14 protein-coding genes are annotated in these 14,862 nt (G+C 64.3%); 5 read left to right on the top strand and 9 right to left on the bottom strand.

Going from position 1 to position 14,862, the window contains the following annotated elements; genetic code table 11:
• Position 1: 1 nt before the first annotated feature.
• The 3 genes from choV to AAIH46_RS03635 all read right to left on the bottom strand — a co-directional run bounded on the left by choV (position 2) and on the right by AAIH46_RS03635 (position 3,026).
• Positions 2-1,054 (bottom strand): choline ABC transporter ATP-binding protein, encoded by a 1,053-nt coding sequence (gene choV, locus AAIH46_RS03645; RefSeq protein ID WP_430304235.1) that lies wholly within the window; start codon positions 1,052-1,054, stop codon positions 2-4.
• Positions 1,051-1,896 (bottom strand): choline ABC transporter permease subunit, encoded by an 846-nt coding sequence (gene choW, locus AAIH46_RS03640; protein ID WP_430304234.1) that lies wholly within the window; start codon positions 1,894-1,896, stop codon positions 1,051-1,053. The genes choV and choW overlap by 4 nt, the downstream gene beginning before the upstream one ends.
• Before the next feature lie 179 nt (positions 1,897-2,075).
• Positions 2,076-3,026 carry a choline ABC transporter substrate-binding protein gene (locus tag AAIH46_RS03635; protein WP_430304233.1) on the bottom strand — a complete coding sequence of 317 codons (951 nt, stop codon included), beginning with the start codon at positions 3,024-3,026 and terminating at the stop codon, positions 2,076-2,078.
• A 211-nt stretch (positions 3,027-3,237) separates the two neighbouring features.
• Here AAIH46_RS03635 and AAIH46_RS03630 point away from each other — a divergent pair, with 211 nt between their 5' ends.
• From AAIH46_RS03630 to AAIH46_RS03620, 3 genes are all read left to right on the top strand, one after another.
• Complete coding sequence (locus tag AAIH46_RS03630) at positions 3,238-3,681, top strand: pseudoazurin (protein ID WP_430304232.1); 444 nt, start codon at positions 3,238-3,240, stop codon at positions 3,679-3,681.
• A 103-nt stretch (positions 3,682-3,784) separates the two neighbouring features.
• Positions 3,785-4,615 carry a hypothetical protein gene (locus AAIH46_RS03625; protein WP_430304231.1) on the top strand — a complete coding sequence of 277 codons (831 nt, stop codon included), beginning with the start codon at positions 3,785-3,787 and terminating at the stop codon, positions 4,613-4,615.
• Positions 4,616-4,648: 33 nt separating this feature from the next.
• On the top strand, positions 4,649-5,785 hold the full coding sequence (locus AAIH46_RS03620) for a DUF2333 family protein (RefSeq protein ID WP_430304230.1): 1,137 nt from the start codon (positions 4,649-4,651) through the stop codon (positions 5,783-5,785).
• Between the two features lie 37 nt (positions 5,786-5,822).
• On the opposite strand, the gene AAIH46_RS03615 is transcribed toward AAIH46_RS03620, so the two are convergent.
• Entirely contained in the window at positions 5,823-6,242 is a 420-nt protein-coding gene (locus AAIH46_RS03615) for a hypothetical protein (protein WP_430304229.1), read from the bottom strand.
• A 70-nt stretch (positions 6,243-6,312) separates the two neighbouring features.
• Positions 6,313-7,038 (bottom strand): LuxR C-terminal-related transcriptional regulator, encoded by a 726-nt coding sequence (locus AAIH46_RS03610; protein WP_430304228.1) that lies wholly within the window; start codon positions 7,036-7,038, stop codon positions 6,313-6,315.
• A gap of 368 nt (positions 7,039-7,406) precedes the next feature.
• On the opposite strand from AAIH46_RS03610, the gene AAIH46_RS03605 reads away from it, so the two are divergent.
• On the top strand, positions 7,407-9,086 hold the full coding sequence (locus AAIH46_RS03605; RefSeq protein WP_430304227.1) for a formate--tetrahydrofolate ligase: 1,680 nt from the start codon (positions 7,407-7,409) through the stop codon (positions 9,084-9,086).
• 21 nt (positions 9,087-9,107) lie between these two features.
• Here AAIH46_RS03605 and AAIH46_RS03600 read toward each other — a convergent pair whose 3' ends face one another.
• A complete protein-coding gene (locus AAIH46_RS03600; RefSeq protein WP_430304226.1) occupies positions 9,108-10,250 on the bottom strand; it encodes an extensin family protein in 1,143 nt (380 codons plus the stop codon).
• Positions 10,251-10,655: 405 nt separating this feature from the next.
• Between AAIH46_RS03600 and AAIH46_RS03595 the strand changes: the two genes are divergently transcribed.
• Complete coding sequence (locus AAIH46_RS03595; RefSeq protein WP_430304224.1) at positions 10,656-12,845, top strand: anthranilate synthase; 2,190 nt, start codon at positions 10,656-10,658, stop codon at positions 12,843-12,845.
• Positions 12,846-12,894: 49 nt separating this feature from the next.
• Here AAIH46_RS03595 and AAIH46_RS03590 read toward each other — a convergent pair whose 3' ends face one another.
• The 3 genes from AAIH46_RS03590 to AAIH46_RS03580 form a co-directional block, all read right to left on the bottom strand.
• A complete protein-coding gene (locus AAIH46_RS03590; protein ID WP_430304223.1) occupies positions 12,895-13,461 on the bottom strand; it encodes a tyrosine-protein phosphatase in 567 nt (188 codons plus the stop codon).
• Between the two features lie 197 nt (positions 13,462-13,658).
• Positions 13,659-14,345, bottom strand: coding sequence for a GNAT family N-acetyltransferase (locus AAIH46_RS03585; protein ID WP_430304222.1), 687 nt, complete (start codon positions 14,343-14,345; stop codon positions 13,659-13,661).
• A complete protein-coding gene (locus AAIH46_RS03580) occupies positions 14,342-14,833 on the bottom strand; it encodes a MarR family winged helix-turn-helix transcriptional regulator (protein ID WP_430304220.1) in 492 nt (163 codons plus the stop codon). The genes AAIH46_RS03585 and AAIH46_RS03580 overlap by 4 nt, the downstream gene beginning before the upstream one ends.
• Between the last annotated feature and the right edge of the window lie 29 nt (positions 14,834-14,862).

Raw genomic sequence — 14,862 nt, 5'->3', positions numbered from 1 at the left:
TTCACCCGTCGCGGCGCCGATGGCGGGTGAGGCCGGCGATCACCTCTTCGGCGCCGAGCGTGCCGATGACGGTGCCGTTCTCGACGATGCCGATCACCCCCGGCTGGCGGGCGAGCGCGTCGAGGATGTCGACGAGCGGCGTCTCCGGCTTGGCCGTTGCGGTCACCGGGGTCGCCAGGGCCGGTGCTTCCGTTCCCGGCCGCATGATATCGCCGGCTCTCAGCATGTTGATCGGGTTGAGGTTCTGCACGAAGTCGGCGACGTACTGGTCGGCCGGTTCGCGAACGATATCCTGCGGCGTGCCGCACTGGATGATGCGACCGCCTTCCATGATGGCGATGCGGTTGCCGATCCGGAAGGCCTCGTCGAGGTCGTGGCTGACGAAGAGGATGGTCTTCTTCAGCCGCTGCTGGAATTCCAGGAGCTCGTCCTGGAGGCGGGTGCGGATCAGCGGATCGAGCGCCGAGAAGGGCTCGTCCATCAGCAGGATCGGCGCGCCGGTGGCGAAGGCGCGGGCAAGGCCGACGCGCTGCTGCATGCCGCCGGACAGTTCACCGACCTTGCGGTCCGCCCAGCTCGTCAGGTTGACGAGTTGCAGCTGTTCGGCGATCCGTTCGTCGCGCTCCTTCTCCGGCACGCCGGCAAGTTCAAGGCCGAAGCCGACGTTTTCGGCCACCGTGCGCCAGGGCAAGAGGCCGAACTGCTGGAAGACCATGGAGACGGTGTGCATGCGCAGGTCTCGCAGTGCCCGGGCAGACGCCCGGTAGGGGTCGACCGGCCCCTTGCTGCTCATGATCGACACCTTGCCGCGGACAACGGGCGCGAGGCCGTTGACGGCCCGGAGCAGCGTCGATTTGCCGGACCCCGAAAGACCCATCAGGACCAGGATCTCGCCCTCGCGGATCGTCAGGGAGGCCTGCGAGACACCGAGCACGAGACCCGTCGCTTCGCTGATATGGTCGCGGTTGCGGCCGGCATCCATCAGTTCCAGAGCCCGCTCGGGCCGGTCGCCGAAGACGATGTCGACGCTGTCGAAGATGATTGCGTCGCTCATGAGCCTTCTCCCGAACCGTCGGAGCGGAACATTCGATCGAGGATAATCGCTAGGATGACGATGCACATGCCGGCTTCAAAGCCGCGGGCGATGTTGACGGTGTTCAGCGCCCTGACCACCGGCACGCCGAGGCCGCTGGCGCCTACTAGCGCCGAAATGACGACCATCGACAGGGAGAGCATGATGGTCTGGGTGAGGCCGGCCATGATCTGCGGCGTGGCGAAGGGCAGCTCCACCTTGCGCAGGACCTGCGCCGGCGTCGCACCGAAGGCGACGGCCGCCTCTGTGAGGGCCGAAGGCGTGGAGATGATGCCGAGCCGCGTCAGCCGGATCGGGGCGGGGATGGCGAAGATGACGGTGGCGATGAGGCCGGGCACCATGCCGAGCCCGAACAGGATCAGCGCCGGAATGAGGTAGACGAAGGTCGGGATGGTCTGCATCAGGTCAAGCACCGGGCGCAGCATCTCGTAGAGCCAGGGGCGGCGGGCGGATGCGATGCCGACCGGTACGCCGATCACCATGCTGACGGCCGTTGCCGACAGCACCAGTGCCAGCGTCTCGGTGGTCTCCTTCCAGTAGCCCTGGTTGATGATCAGCAGCAGCCCCAGACAGGTGAAGGCGGCGGTGCCCGGCGACCGGCGGAGGAACCAGGACAGGCCGGTGATGATGGCGACGACGGCCAGCGGATGTGGCCATTGCAGGATAAACAGAAGCCCGTCGATGACGTGCTTCAGGGTGGCGGAAAGCCAGTCGAAGAACCAGGCGCCGTTGAGGGTCAGCCAGTCGACGAAACGCTTGGCCCACATCCCGATGGGGATCCGGTTATCGGTGAGGAAATTCAATTGCGTATTCCCGTGCTTGAACGGTGAATGCGGGAGAAACAGGCCGATGCAGGAACAAAGGCCGTTCGCTCGGCGAACGCTGCCGGGCGGGCATCGTCTGCCCGCGCCGTATCATGCGCATGACGGGCCGACTGGCCGCCGAACGGCGACCCTCCAGCCCGTTTCGCGAGAGGCGACCGTCAGAGGCCGAGCTTTGCCTTCACCGCCGGCAGGCCTTCCTTGCCGTCAAGCGTCGTGACGCCGGCAAGCCAGGGCTCGACCGACGCCGCATTGGTCTTCAGCCATTCCTTGGCGGCGGCCTGCGGATCCTCGCCGTCGTTTAGGATCTTGCCCATGATCTGGTTCTCCATGGGCAGCGAGAACTTCAGGTTGGAGATGAACTTGCCGACATTGGGGCATTCCGAGACGAAGCCGGCGCGGGTGTTGGTGTAGACCGTGGCGCCACCGAAGTTCGGGCCGAAGGTGGAATCGCCGCCCGTCAGGTAGGTCAGCTTGAACGTCGAGTTCATGGGATGCGGTGCCCAGCCGAGGAAGACGACCGGCTTGCCATCTTTTTCGGCGCGGGCAACCTGCGCCAGCATGCCCTGCTCGGAGGATTCGACGACTTCCAGGCCGCCCATGCCCATTTCGTTCTTCTCGATCAGCGTCATGACCAGGCGGTTGCCGTCATTGCCGGGCTCGATGCCATAGATCTTGCCGTCCAGCGCATCCTTGTGCTTGCCGATGTCGGAGAAATCCTTGATGCCGAGTTCGGCGCCCTTGGCATTGGTGGCCAGCGTGTACTTGGCACCTTCCAGGTTGGCGCCGAGCGATTCGACGGTCTTGTCGTCGAGATAGGGCTTCACGTCCTTCTCCTGCGCCGGCATCCAGTTGCCGAGGAAGACGTCGATGTCCTTGTTCTTCAGCGACTGGTACGTGACCGGAACGGAGAGGACGGTGATTGCCGGCTCGTAGCCCAGAGCCTCCAGCAGAACGGCAGCAGTTGCTGTGGTGGCCGTGATATCCGTCCAACCGACGTCGGAAAAGCGGACCGTGCTACAGCTCTTCGGATCGGCGGCAAGCGCCTGACCGGAGACCAAGGTGGCGATGACCGCCGCCAGCGTGAAATGCAGTGTAGGTTTAACCGACATGTCTCTGCTCCGTTTTTTTTGAGTTCCCGGCCATTATCAATATCTGCGATGGGCAAGCAAGCGCGCCCGTTCGCGCCACTCAGGCGGCATTTGCGACAATGTGTTCGAAATGTGGGTTGATCTTGGTCAAATCGGCCCGCCATCCGGCGGCGTATCAGCATGTCCGAAGATGCCGGCTGAGAGTGCCGGCGTCACATCAGGAGACCTGCAGATGAAATCCATTCTTGCCGCCGCGAGCTGCTTTCTGGCGATCGCGGCTTCGACCGCCACGGCGGCCGACATCGAAGTGAAGATGCTCAACAAGGGAAGCGACGGCGAAGCCATGGTCTTCCAGCCGGCATCGCTGCGCGTCGCGGTCGGAGACACCGTGCATTTCGTACCCGTCGACAAGGGGCACGATGCGGCGGCAGTCGAGGAGCTGCTGCACGAGGGCGTCGCGGCGTTCAGCGGCAAGATGAACCAGGAACTGGTGGTAACCATCGACAAGCCGGGCGCCTATGTCGTCAAGTGCACGCCGCACTGGGGCATGGGAATGGTGGCGCTGATCGTTGCCGGAGACGAGGCGCCGGCCAATATCGAGGCGGTCAAGTCGGCCAAGATGCCGAAGAAGACCCGCGACCGGCTCGACCGCGAGATCGCAGCCCTCGGCCTGTAGCACTCCTCAAAGCCGCCGGAGAGCCTGCCACTAGGCTTTTCGCGCGTCTCCTCTAAGTTCTATCGGGATCGGCCATGTCGATCGCGATGACGGGGATGGGGACATGCTGCACAGTCGACAAGAAGCCCGGGGTCTCGATGAGGCCGCCAGCCGGCTCAGCGAGGTTCGCACAGTGCTCTCGGCGCTTGCCGACGTGCTGGTGCAGATCGGAACCGATGGATCTGCCGGTCGCTCGGCGGAGGAGGCCGACGACTTGATCGGGCAGATGGACGCCGTGGCCATCGAGTCGCGGCGCTCGGAAAGCCTGATGGTGCGCCTTATCGCCGATCTCGACCGGGAGACGGGCGCCGTCGTCGACCCTCTCCACGATTTGCCGCCGGAGGGCCGACAGGACCGGCTGCTGCGGATCTTCGGGATCGGCCGCAAGCTGGACGAACCGGAGGCACGCGACCGGCGGGCGGCCGTCGTCATCCGCCGCATCCTGGTCGATACGCATGCGATGCTTGCCTGCCTCGAGGATCATCGCGGCTTCCTTCTCGACCTTCTGAACCGGTGCGAGCCGCCGATCGACGCGGCGCTGTCACGCCTGCGCCGGACCGGCACCTTTGAAGACGACCTTCCGCTGCGGGACGAACTGACGCGCGGCATCGACATGCTGCAGGATTTCGTCGACCGGATCATCGACATGCTGTCGGCCTTCAACCTGCTCGTCAACAAGCTGGCGCTGGACGCGGAGGAGCGTGTCCTGTCGCTGCGCGGTCTGGCCAGCGACACGCTGCTCGACACCGCATCGGACGCGCCGCGGCTGGCGACGCTGCTGATGCGCGCCGACCGCGGCCTGTTGACGGTGCACGGACTTGCCGGCCGCAAGGCGCGGCTGGACGATGCCTTCCGTCGGCGCCTGTCATCGTCTCGACAAGCGGGCCATCGATGATTAGGTGATGGCCTGTCAATGGAGACTTAGCCGATGTTCGAGGCGTTCAAGACATTCTTCCGCCGGGCGGGCGCCGCCCTGGCGCGCGCCCTTCGTCTCGGCTTTGCCGCGATTGCCTGGCCGTTCATGGCTACCCGCGGATGGTCCGGCCGCCGCAGCCTGATGGTGAAGGGGCCGGTGGCGCTCATCCTGCTGTTTGTCGTCGGCCTCTACGGCTACTTCTTCTGGCAGACCCAGGTGTGGAGCGGCTTCGACCCGAACTTCGTCGACCGCTACCAGCTTGCAGCACGCACAGTCCCTGCGGGCCAGCCGCTGACGGCCCAGCCGCCAGGCCAGCCGGCGACACCGGTCGCCGCCCAGTGCCAGCCTTCGGCAATCGTTGAAGTGGCAGCCGATCTCGCCGACCAGAACGTCAATCAGAACGCCTGGATCTCGTCGATGCTGCTCTATCGGGTGGGGCTGTTCGGGATGGACTGGGACAACACGCCCTTCCTCGACAACAAGGCCTCCTTCCAGCGCGGCGTCAACCAGGCGGTTCGCCGCACGGCGGTCGAACTGGTCGATACGCTCGGTCGCGTCCGCGGCACGTCGGGGATAAATACCGACCTGCAGGATGCCCGCGGAAACCTGCAGTTCGACGAATTCTCCTGGTACTTCGGCCTGCAGCCGTTCGGCTTCAAGACGCCAACGCCGAGCTACTACCGGGCAGCGATCAACAGCCTGCGCAAGTTCAACACCGACCTTGCCGGCTGCAACGCCCTCTTCGACACGCGGGCCGACAACCTCGTGCAGTTCGTCGACCGCATCGCCAACGATCTCGGTGCGACATCGGCCATCCTCAAGGAGCGCTCGGCGAACTACAATGGCGGCTGGTTCGACAGCCGCGCCGACGACCGCTTCTGGTTCGCCTACGGGCAGTTGTACGGCTACTACGCGATCCTGGCGGCGGCTCGGGCAGACTTCGATCAGGTGGTGCGCGAACGCAATCTGGCGCCGCTTTGGGCCGACACGCTGGCGCAGTTCCAGGATGCGCTGCGCGTCCAGCCGGCAATCATCTCCAATGGCAGCGAATCCGGCTGGATCATGCCGACGCATCTCGCCACGATGGGCTTCTACATCCTGCGGACGCGATCGAACCTCGTCGAGATCCGCGGCGTGCTGGATCGCTAGTTGGCGCGCGGCGGCAGGCAGATGCGATAGCCGGGCGTCAGACGTCTTCCGCACGAGCCTTGTGCGTATAACGATGCGGCGGAACTTCGTAGGTCATGCCGACGATTTCGCCGCTGCCTTCGGGCTTTGCTCGGAAGCGCCCCATGGCGCAGATGTACCGGTAGGTTCGGCCGTCCGCCGTCGCCTGGAAGACGTCCTGATAGGACATCGGCCGGGTGGAGGCGGCCTCGAAGATCTCCATGACGCTCACCAGATCCTGCGGATGGATGCGCGATGCCAGGGCGATCATGTCGATGGGCCGATCGGAGTGGGGCAGGCCGAACAACCGGCTGAAGTCCTCACAGCCGTAGACATGCCCGGTGTCCAGGTCGACCCGCCAATAGGCGAGCGGACTGAAGAGGGTGAACATCTCGACGATGTCGCGGTCGGTCAGGCCGATCATTTTCGCACCGTCCATGGGCCCGACTTCCGTTCCGGCGTTGGCACAATGCCGATGGCTGCCTGACGCCGATCGGGGTGCGGGAGGCTCAGCTGATCAGCTTCAGGCGAATGGCTTTGGCTACCAGCTGGGTGCGGTTGACGCAATCCAGTTTCTTGATAGCCTTATGAAGATATGCATTGATCGTGTGGTCCGAGAGCGACAGGATGTCGGCAATTTCCGACGAGGTCTTGCCCTGCGACGTCCAGCGTAGAACCTCGAGCTCGCGTACCGTCAGCACGCCGCGCTCCATCGGGTCGCCCTGGCGCAAGCGGTCGAAGATGCGGAACGATTGCAGGAACAGCATTCCAGCCTCGTTCAGTTCGGGCAGCGTCATCAGCGGCCTGTCGCCATCGAGCCGCATGGCAAACACCGAGCCGTCGGAGGAATAGAGCGGCATGATGACGCCCGTCTGGATGCCGTAGCGTCCGAGGATCTCAGACAGTTCCGGCGGGAAATTCACCAGCCAGCCTTCCTCGTAGCGGGGATCGCAGCTCCAGCAGAACGGCAGTGCCATCTTCTGCAGGAGCGGCAGCAAGGGGCAGTTGGAAAACAGGCGTTGCGCATCGATCTCGCGGATGCAGCCGCGCGGCATCGTGGTCTCGACGATCAGCGGCTCCATCAGAATATCGGTGGCGGTCGGAGCCTTCAGCAGGGTGAAATACTGGAACCCGAAATGTGCTGAAAGCTTGCTCATCGCCGCGCCGATGGCGGCACGCGTATCGGCCTGGGAAATCTCCCGGCTGAGACTGGATTGTCGTTCTAATGTGATCATTCGCTTCGGATGCTGGGATGGGACGCGTGTGCGTCCAAATGGGATCAATAAAAAAAGTTGCCGGGAAACCAGCCTAAAATGCTGATGGAACACCTAGCATAACGTCCAGTTGAAAGCGAGCGCGGACGACCAACTCCCGCATTAATGGTTGCTCGGTTGCACATGTGTGCGGTTCTGGAACATCGCTTGGAGAAATCGGGCCCGCAGCGGAGTTGGAGACCCGCACGGCCGACCTTCTTTCCGGTGGCAGGCCCGTCCTGATCCCGCTTTTGTTGTTTGCAGTCGATGCCTTGTGGCGATGCGGCATTCACAGCGCCGCCTGCGATGGTCTATGCAGAAGGCACTGAAGAGGCTGGAAGCGAGGCATCATGGCAAGCGTAGCATCGGACATCGAAATCGCCCGCGCGGCGCGCAAGAGACCCATCCAGGAGATCGGCGCTACGCTCGGCATTCCGCTGGAAAGCCTCGTTCCCTACGGCCACGACAAGGCGAAGATCGCGCCGGCGTTCCTGGCCGGATTGTCGGATCGGCCGGACGGCAAGCTGATCCTGGTCACCGCCATCAATCCGACGCCGGCCGGCGAGGGCAAGACCACCACGACCGTCGGGCTCGGCGACGGCCTCAATCGCATCGGCAAGCGGGCCATGGTGTGTCTGCGCGAACCTTCGCTCGGCCCCTGTTTCGGCGTCAAGGGCGGTGCCGCCGGCGGCGGCTATGCGCAGATCGTGCCGATGGAGGACATCAACCTCCACTTCACCGGCGACTTCCACGCCATCACTTCGGCGCACAACCTGCTCGCCGCGATGATCGACAACCACATCTACTGGGGCAACGCGCTGGAACTCGACCTGCGCCGTATCACTTGGCGCCGGGTGATGGATATGAACGACAGAGCCCTGCGGCAGACGGTCGCCTCGCTTGGCGGCGTCTCCAACGGTTTTCCCCGCGAGACGGGGTTCGACATCACGGTTGCCTCCGAGATCATGGCGATCCTCTGCCTGGCGGTGGATCTCGAGGATCTCGAAAAGCGGCTCGGTGCGATCATCGTCGGCTATCGCCGCGACCGCTCTGCAGTGTTCGCGCGCGACCTGAAGGCGGATGGGGCGATGGCCGTGCTGCTCAAGGATGCCATGCAGCCGAACCTGGTGCAGACGCTCGAAAACAATCCGGCCTTCGTGCATGGCGGGCCTTTCGCCAACATCGCGCATGGCTGCAACTCCGTGGTCGCAACCCGCGCAGCGCTGAAGCTTGCCGACTATGTGGTGACCGAGGCCGGCTTCGGTGCCGATCTCGGGGCAGAAAAGTTCTTCGACATCAAGTGCCGAAAGGCGGGGCTGAAGCCGGATGCGGCGGTGCTGGTCGCCACCATCCGCGCCCTGAAGATGAACGGCGGCGTCGCCAAGGCCGATCTCGGCCGGGAGAATGTCGAGGCGCTGACCAGCGGCTGCGTCAACCTCGGCCGGCACATCGAGAACGTCCAGAAGTTCGGCGTGCCGGTAGTGGTGGCGATCAACCACTTCTCATCCGACAGCGATGCGGAAGTGGCGGCGGTGCAGCGCTATGTCGCCTCGCTCGGCGTCGAGGCCATTCTCTGCCGCCACTGGGCCGAGGGCTCAGCGGGCATCGAGGAACTGGCGCACAAGGTGGCGGCGATGGCCGACAGCGGCGAGGCCAATTTCAAGCCGCTCTACGCCGACGACCTGTCGTTGATGCAGAAGATCGAGACGGTCGCCCGCGAAGTCTACCGAGCCGGCGAAGTGACGGCCGACCGGGCCGTGCGCGAACAGCTGCGGATCTTCGAGGAGCAGGGCTATGGGGCGCTGCCGGTATGCATCGCAAAAACCCAATACTCGTTCTCCAGCGACCCTGACCTGCTCGGCGCGCCGACGGGCCATGTGCTGCCGGTGCGCGAAGTGAGGCTGTCGGCCGGCGCCGGCTTCGTCGTCGCCATCACCGGCGAGATCCGCACCATGCCCGGCCTACCGCGCTCACCGTCTGCGGAACGGATCATGCTGAACGAGGCCGGCTTCATCGAAGGGCTTTTCTGAGCGCTCAGTCGCGTCGATCAATCACCGGCAGTACCGGTAGCCGTTCCGGCGATCCAGCACGTCGAGATGCAGGTGGTCCTCGTGGGCGGCGTCGCTGCCTGGTGACAGAACCGTCGAGAAGTACAGGCAGGCAGTGGCGGTAGCGGCCCGCTGGAAGGCGCCCTCCAGCGTCGAATCCTCATTGCGTGGCTTCATGGTGAAGGTCTCGCCGTTGTCGAGCTTGAAGGCTGCGACGTCGATGGCGTTGCCACGCGCGTGTTCCGATACCTTGCCGGTCGAGGCGCTGTTGCGCAGGCGGCAGGCGTAGGTGGAGCCGGGCACGATGCCGGTGACGCGGCGGCCGGGCATCGCCACGCTCATCGCCGGCTGCACGTTGTCCTTCATCCAGTGTGCCAGTGCATGAGCCGTTTCGCAGCGCATCTCGGCGCCGCCGGTCTTGACGCCCGGCAGGATCTCGTCGACCGCGATCGGCTGCTCGATACCGCAACCCGGCTCCTCGCCGATAATGGCGGGCTTCGTCTCGAACTTGGTACCCAGTGCCGTAAGGTCGGCAAGGCAGGCCTTCAGCGCCTCGGGATCCTCTTTCTCCAGCGGCGGCGGAGGTGGCGAGGTCGGCTCCTCGGCTTTCTGTTCAGGTTTTCCGGTCGTGTCCGGCTCGGGCTGCGTGGGGGCTGGCGCCGGCTGAGCCTTGTCTGCGGGCGGCGTTGCCGCACCGGGAGAGGGGGTTGCGCTGTCTTCGGCCGGCGGTGCGGCCGGCCGTTCCTCGACGGGCTTCGGCAGCGGCTTTGGAACTTCGGCCGGGTGCGGCGGTTCGGATGCGGTGCCGGGTTGCTCGACGGTCGGTGCCGGGGCAGCACCCTTGGGTGCCGACGTGCTTTCGCTCGCATCCGGCGCTGTCGCATGCGCTGGAGCTACGGGCGGCGTATCGGACATGGTCTCGGTCGGAGCCCGCTGTTCCACCGCGCTTTGCGCCGCTGGCGGTTTGGGCGTCGGAACCGGAATGGTCGCCAGAGCCGGCAGTCGTGATGACCCGTCCTGCGCCCTGGCCGCCGAAGGTCGTGCGGATTGACGGGGCGTACGCTGTCGTTGCGACGTGGTGCGGCGGCGCGGCTTGCCGTCCTGGAGCAGGCGGTCGAGGAAATTGACGTTGACGACCGGGGCCATAGCCTCACCGGACGAAAGTGCCTGATCCGCAGGCCTGATGTCGGGCCTTTCGGGTGGAGCGCCTGCTCCGATGATCAGAGGCAGGGCTGCCAGAACTGCGATCCACGAATGCTGCATGCAGTGACCTTCCGGCTGCGTTACTCGATCTCAAGGGATGCTAAACGCGATTGCGGTGCTTTTGGTCGCATCGGCGGCGAGAAGAAATTCGCTTGCGTGGCTATGGCTCTCACGCTAACAATTCCGCCATGACGATTTCGATGAACATTGGTAACTGGTGGTGGGCACGCTGACGCGGCCTTGACCAGTCATGTCCAACGACAGACCAAGCCGCCCGATCATCCCGAGGCGGCTTTTTTATTGCGAAGCTTCCTCCCGGACCGGGCCCGACGGATAGAGAGGCAGTACATGATCACGATCATCGAGGACGACGGTTCGGAGGTCTACGAGACCCGCGGCGGCATCAGCGTCAGCCGCAAGCGCCGGCCGGCACCGTATGCGGAGGCCATTTCCTCCTATGTCGAAAAGCTCGACGAACGGCGCGGCGCGGTGTTCTCTTCTAACTACGAGTATCCGGGCCGCTATACGCGCTGGGATACCGCTATCGTCGACCCGCCGCTTGGGCTTTCCTCGTTCGGCCGCGATGTCTGGATCGAGGCCTATAACGGCCGCGGTGAGGTGCTTCTCGACTTCATCGCCGAACGGCTGGCGCAGGAGAGCGACCTGACGCTTGGCGCGCGGTCGGCCCGCCGTTTGGATCTCGTCGTCAATCCTCCGACGCGTGCCTTTACCGAGGAAGAACGGTCAAAGATGCCGACGGTGTTCACCGTGCTGCGCGCCGTTGTCGATCTCTTCTCTTCGGATGCGGACAGCGCCATCGGCCTGTTCGGCGCGTTTGGCTACGATCTCGCCTTCCAGTTCGATTCCATCACGCTCAGCCAGAAGCGGCCGGACGACCAGCGCGACATGGTGCTGTTCCTGCCGGACGAGATCCTGGTCGTCGACCATCATGCGGCAAAGGCCTGGATCGACCGCTACGACTTTGCCAGGGACGGCAAGACGACCGTCGGAAAGCCGCAGGACATTACGCCGGAGCCGTTCCGGACCACCGATGTGATCCCGCCGAAGGGCGATCACCGGCCGGGCGAATATTCGGAACTGGTGGTGAAGGCCAAGGAAAGCTTCCGCCGCGGCGACCTCTTCGAGGTGGTGCCCGGCCAGAAGTTCATGGAGCGTTGCGACAGCAAGCCGTCGCAGATCTCCAACCGGCTGAAGGCCATCAACCCGTCGCCCTATTCCTTCTTCATCAACCTTGGCCATCAGGAGTACCTGGTCGGCGCGTCGCCGGAAATGTTCGTGCGGGTCTCCGGCCGGCGGATCGAGACCTGCCCGATCTCGGGCACGATCAAGCGTGGCGAGGATGCGATCTCCGACAGCGAGCAGATCCTCAAGCTCTTGAACTCTAAAAAGGACGAGAGCGAGCTGACCATGTGCTCGGACGTCGACCGCAACGACAAGTCCCGGGTCTGCGAGCCCGGTTCGGTCAAGGTCATCGGCCGCCGGCAGATCGAAATGTATTCGCGTCTCATCCACACGGTCGACCACATCGAAGGCCGGCTGCGGCCGGACATGGACGCTTTCGACGCGTTTCTCAGCCACGCCTGGGCGGTGACCGTGACCGGCGCACCGAAGCTCTGGGCGATGCGCTTCATCGAGAAAAACGAGAAGAGCCCGCGCGCCTGGTATGGCGGGGCCATCGGCATGGTCGGCTTCAATGGCGACATGAACACCGGGCTGACGCTGCGCACCATCCGCATCAAGGACGGCATTGCCGAGGTGCGCGCCGGCGCGACGCTGCTCAACGACAGCGATCCGCGCGAGGAGGAGGCAGAAACCGAGCTGAAGGCCTCGGCGATGATCTCGGCTATCCGCGACGCCAGAGCCGGCAGCACGACGAAGCTTGCCCGCGACGTGGCGGCGGTCGGCACGGGCGTCAAGATCCTGCTGGTCGACCACGAGGACAGCTTTGTCCACACGCTTGCCAATTATTTCCGCCAGACGGGCGCGGAAGTATCGACCGTGCGGACCCCGGTGCCGGCCGAGATCTACGACCGGATCAATCCGGATCTGGTGGTCCTGTCGCCCGGGCCTGGCAGCCCGAAGGATTTCGATTGCAAGGCGACCATCAAGGCCGCCCGCGCGCGCAACCTGCCGATCTTCGGCGTCTGCCTCGGGCTCCAGGCGCTCGCCGAAGCCTATGGCGGAGAACTGCGGCATCTGGCCGTACCGATGCATGGCAAGCCTTCGCGCATCCGGGTGCTCGAGCCCGGAACGGTGTTTGCGGGCCTCGCCAAAGAGGTGACCGTCGGGCGCTACCATTCGATCTTTGCCGATCCGAAGACGCTGCCGAATGATTTCATCATCACCGCGGAGAGCGATGACGGCACGATCATGGGGATCGAACATTCGAAGGAGCCGGTGGCGGCGGTGCAGTTCCATCCGGAATCGATCATGACGCTCGGCGGCGACGCCGGCATGCGGATGATCGAGAATGTCGTCGAGAACCTGGCCAGGCGGGCCCGCGAACGGGCAGCCTGAGGCGATCCAGACTGCTTGCGGAGCGGCCTTTCTTCCCACGGAGGAGAGGTCAGCTCGGCAGGCCGATGAGCTTCTCGAAGTTTTCCCAGGTATCGTCCATGGCGTAGGGGCCAGTGAAGGGGATGTTGAGGTGTCCGAAGAGGGGTGTCAGCTCCCATTCGGCGGTTTCCTCATCTATTCCTGCGATCTGCTGGAGATACATCACGGAGGCAAGGCCCGTACGGTCGGCCCCACCCTTGCAGTGAACCAGGATCGGCCCTTCGGCCTTCCGCATCAGGTCTATCAGTTGGAAGCTTTCCTCCGGTGTCAGCGCCTTGCGCGCCGACATGGCGAAATCGACATGCGTGACGCCCTTGCTGCGTGCCACGTCGATTTCGTCGTCATACCAGCCTGCACCCGGCTTGGCGCCGCGCAGGTTGATCACCGTCCTGATGTGATGCTGATCGATGTAGTGAGCGAACTGATCACCCGTCAGCTGAGCTGAGCGGTAGAACCGACCGGCCACGACCTCGTGGAAATTGCCAGTCAGTTGCAGATAGCCGAGATAGCAGCCGGAAGCTATTGTGAGGCCGAGCCCGACCAATGCTGCTCGTCCTACTGACCTGCGCAAGTTCATGTTCGATGCCTCTGGCGGGGCGTTGAAGATGAAGAAGCTCAGCAGCGGAGCTGTGGCGGATTTATGTCCGCGGCCCTCCACCGCTCCATTTCACTCCCGGTGCCGATCGGGCGCAACATGCGGCCCGACTGGTGCCGCAGCCGCGCATCAATTTACACGTTGGCGGACGGAGAGAAGTGTCCGTCGAGGTTCTTCGGTCAGGCCTGATCGGCACGCCTGACGAGGCGGAAATTCATGTCGCTGCGGACGCTGAAGCCCATCGCCCGGTAAAGCGAGACGGCGCCGACATTGCTGCTGTAGGAATGCAGATAGACCGTATCGCCGCTTGCCGAAATCTCGCCGGCGACGAAGCGCAGCATGGTCTTGCCGAGCCCCCCGCCCTGAAAATCGGGATGCGTGCAAAGGCCGCTCAGTTCGGCAAAGCCCGGCTGGCGCATGCGCTGCCCGGCCATGGCAACCAGACGTCCCTGCATGCGGATGCCCCAGAACTTTCCAAGCTGCTGGGCGCGAAGCGTGAACGGCCCGGGCTTGGTCAGCGTCGCCAGCGCCAGCATGTCCTCGGCATCGTCTTCGCCAAGCAGCTCGATGCGCGCATCGTCGAGCCGCTCGAAGGGGTCTTTGGCGATCATCTGCACGAGGCTGGCCTCAAGCACGGTTTCCAGCTGTGCAGGCACGGTGATCGGCCGAGCTTCGACGAGCGCCAGCACGTCCGGCCCGCTGGCGAGCGCGGCCAGCGCCTCAAGGCTTTCAGGCGTGTCGTCAGCCGCTGCCGCGAATGGCACGATCGACGGCGGATAACGCCGTGCCAGCGACGAGCCTTCGGCGAGCGAGGCGTGAACGCTGGCAAGCGCGTTCCAGGCTGGACGGTCAAGGACATGGGTCATAGCGGGTCCTTATCTTCCTGCGTGCGGTTGATCAGCGGGCGCTGTTTCAGGCCGTTCTCAATGGCGCCGAGCTGGTCGAGAAACGTATTGCCAAATTCGCCGCAGAGATCCTGGACCGCGACCTCTACCCGGGGCCAGACCACCCGCGCCGAATGGGACACGAGATCCTGGCCTGCCTTCGTCAACGACACCTGCTTGCGTCGCTGGTCGTCGTCGCTGACGGCAACCGTCACCAGACCGGCCTGCGCCAGTTGCCCGATCGTGCGGGTGGCGCCCGGTTGGGATATGCCGATGACATCGGCAAGCTCGCCGACGGTGAGGGAGCCGTTGCGGTCAAGCGCTGCGAGAAACGGATAATGAGCGGCGGGCAGATCGATGCCGTGATGCTGCATGATCGTTTGCGTGCTGGCCTGGAGCATCTCTCCGAGCCGGCGCAAACGCGTGCCGAGGGTCAAGAACCCCAACTCGCGCACGATGTCCTGAGGCATTCCCCTCGCTCCTCCACAAATACATCAAG

The organism is Rhizobium sp. 0TCS1.26, assembly GCF_050455525.1.
Classification (GTDB): Bacteria; Pseudomonadota; Alphaproteobacteria; order Rhizobiales; family Rhizobiaceae; genus Neorhizobium.
The sequence above is the reverse complement of the archived record's forward strand: the minus strand, read 5'-3'. Positions and strand labels throughout refer to the sequence as shown.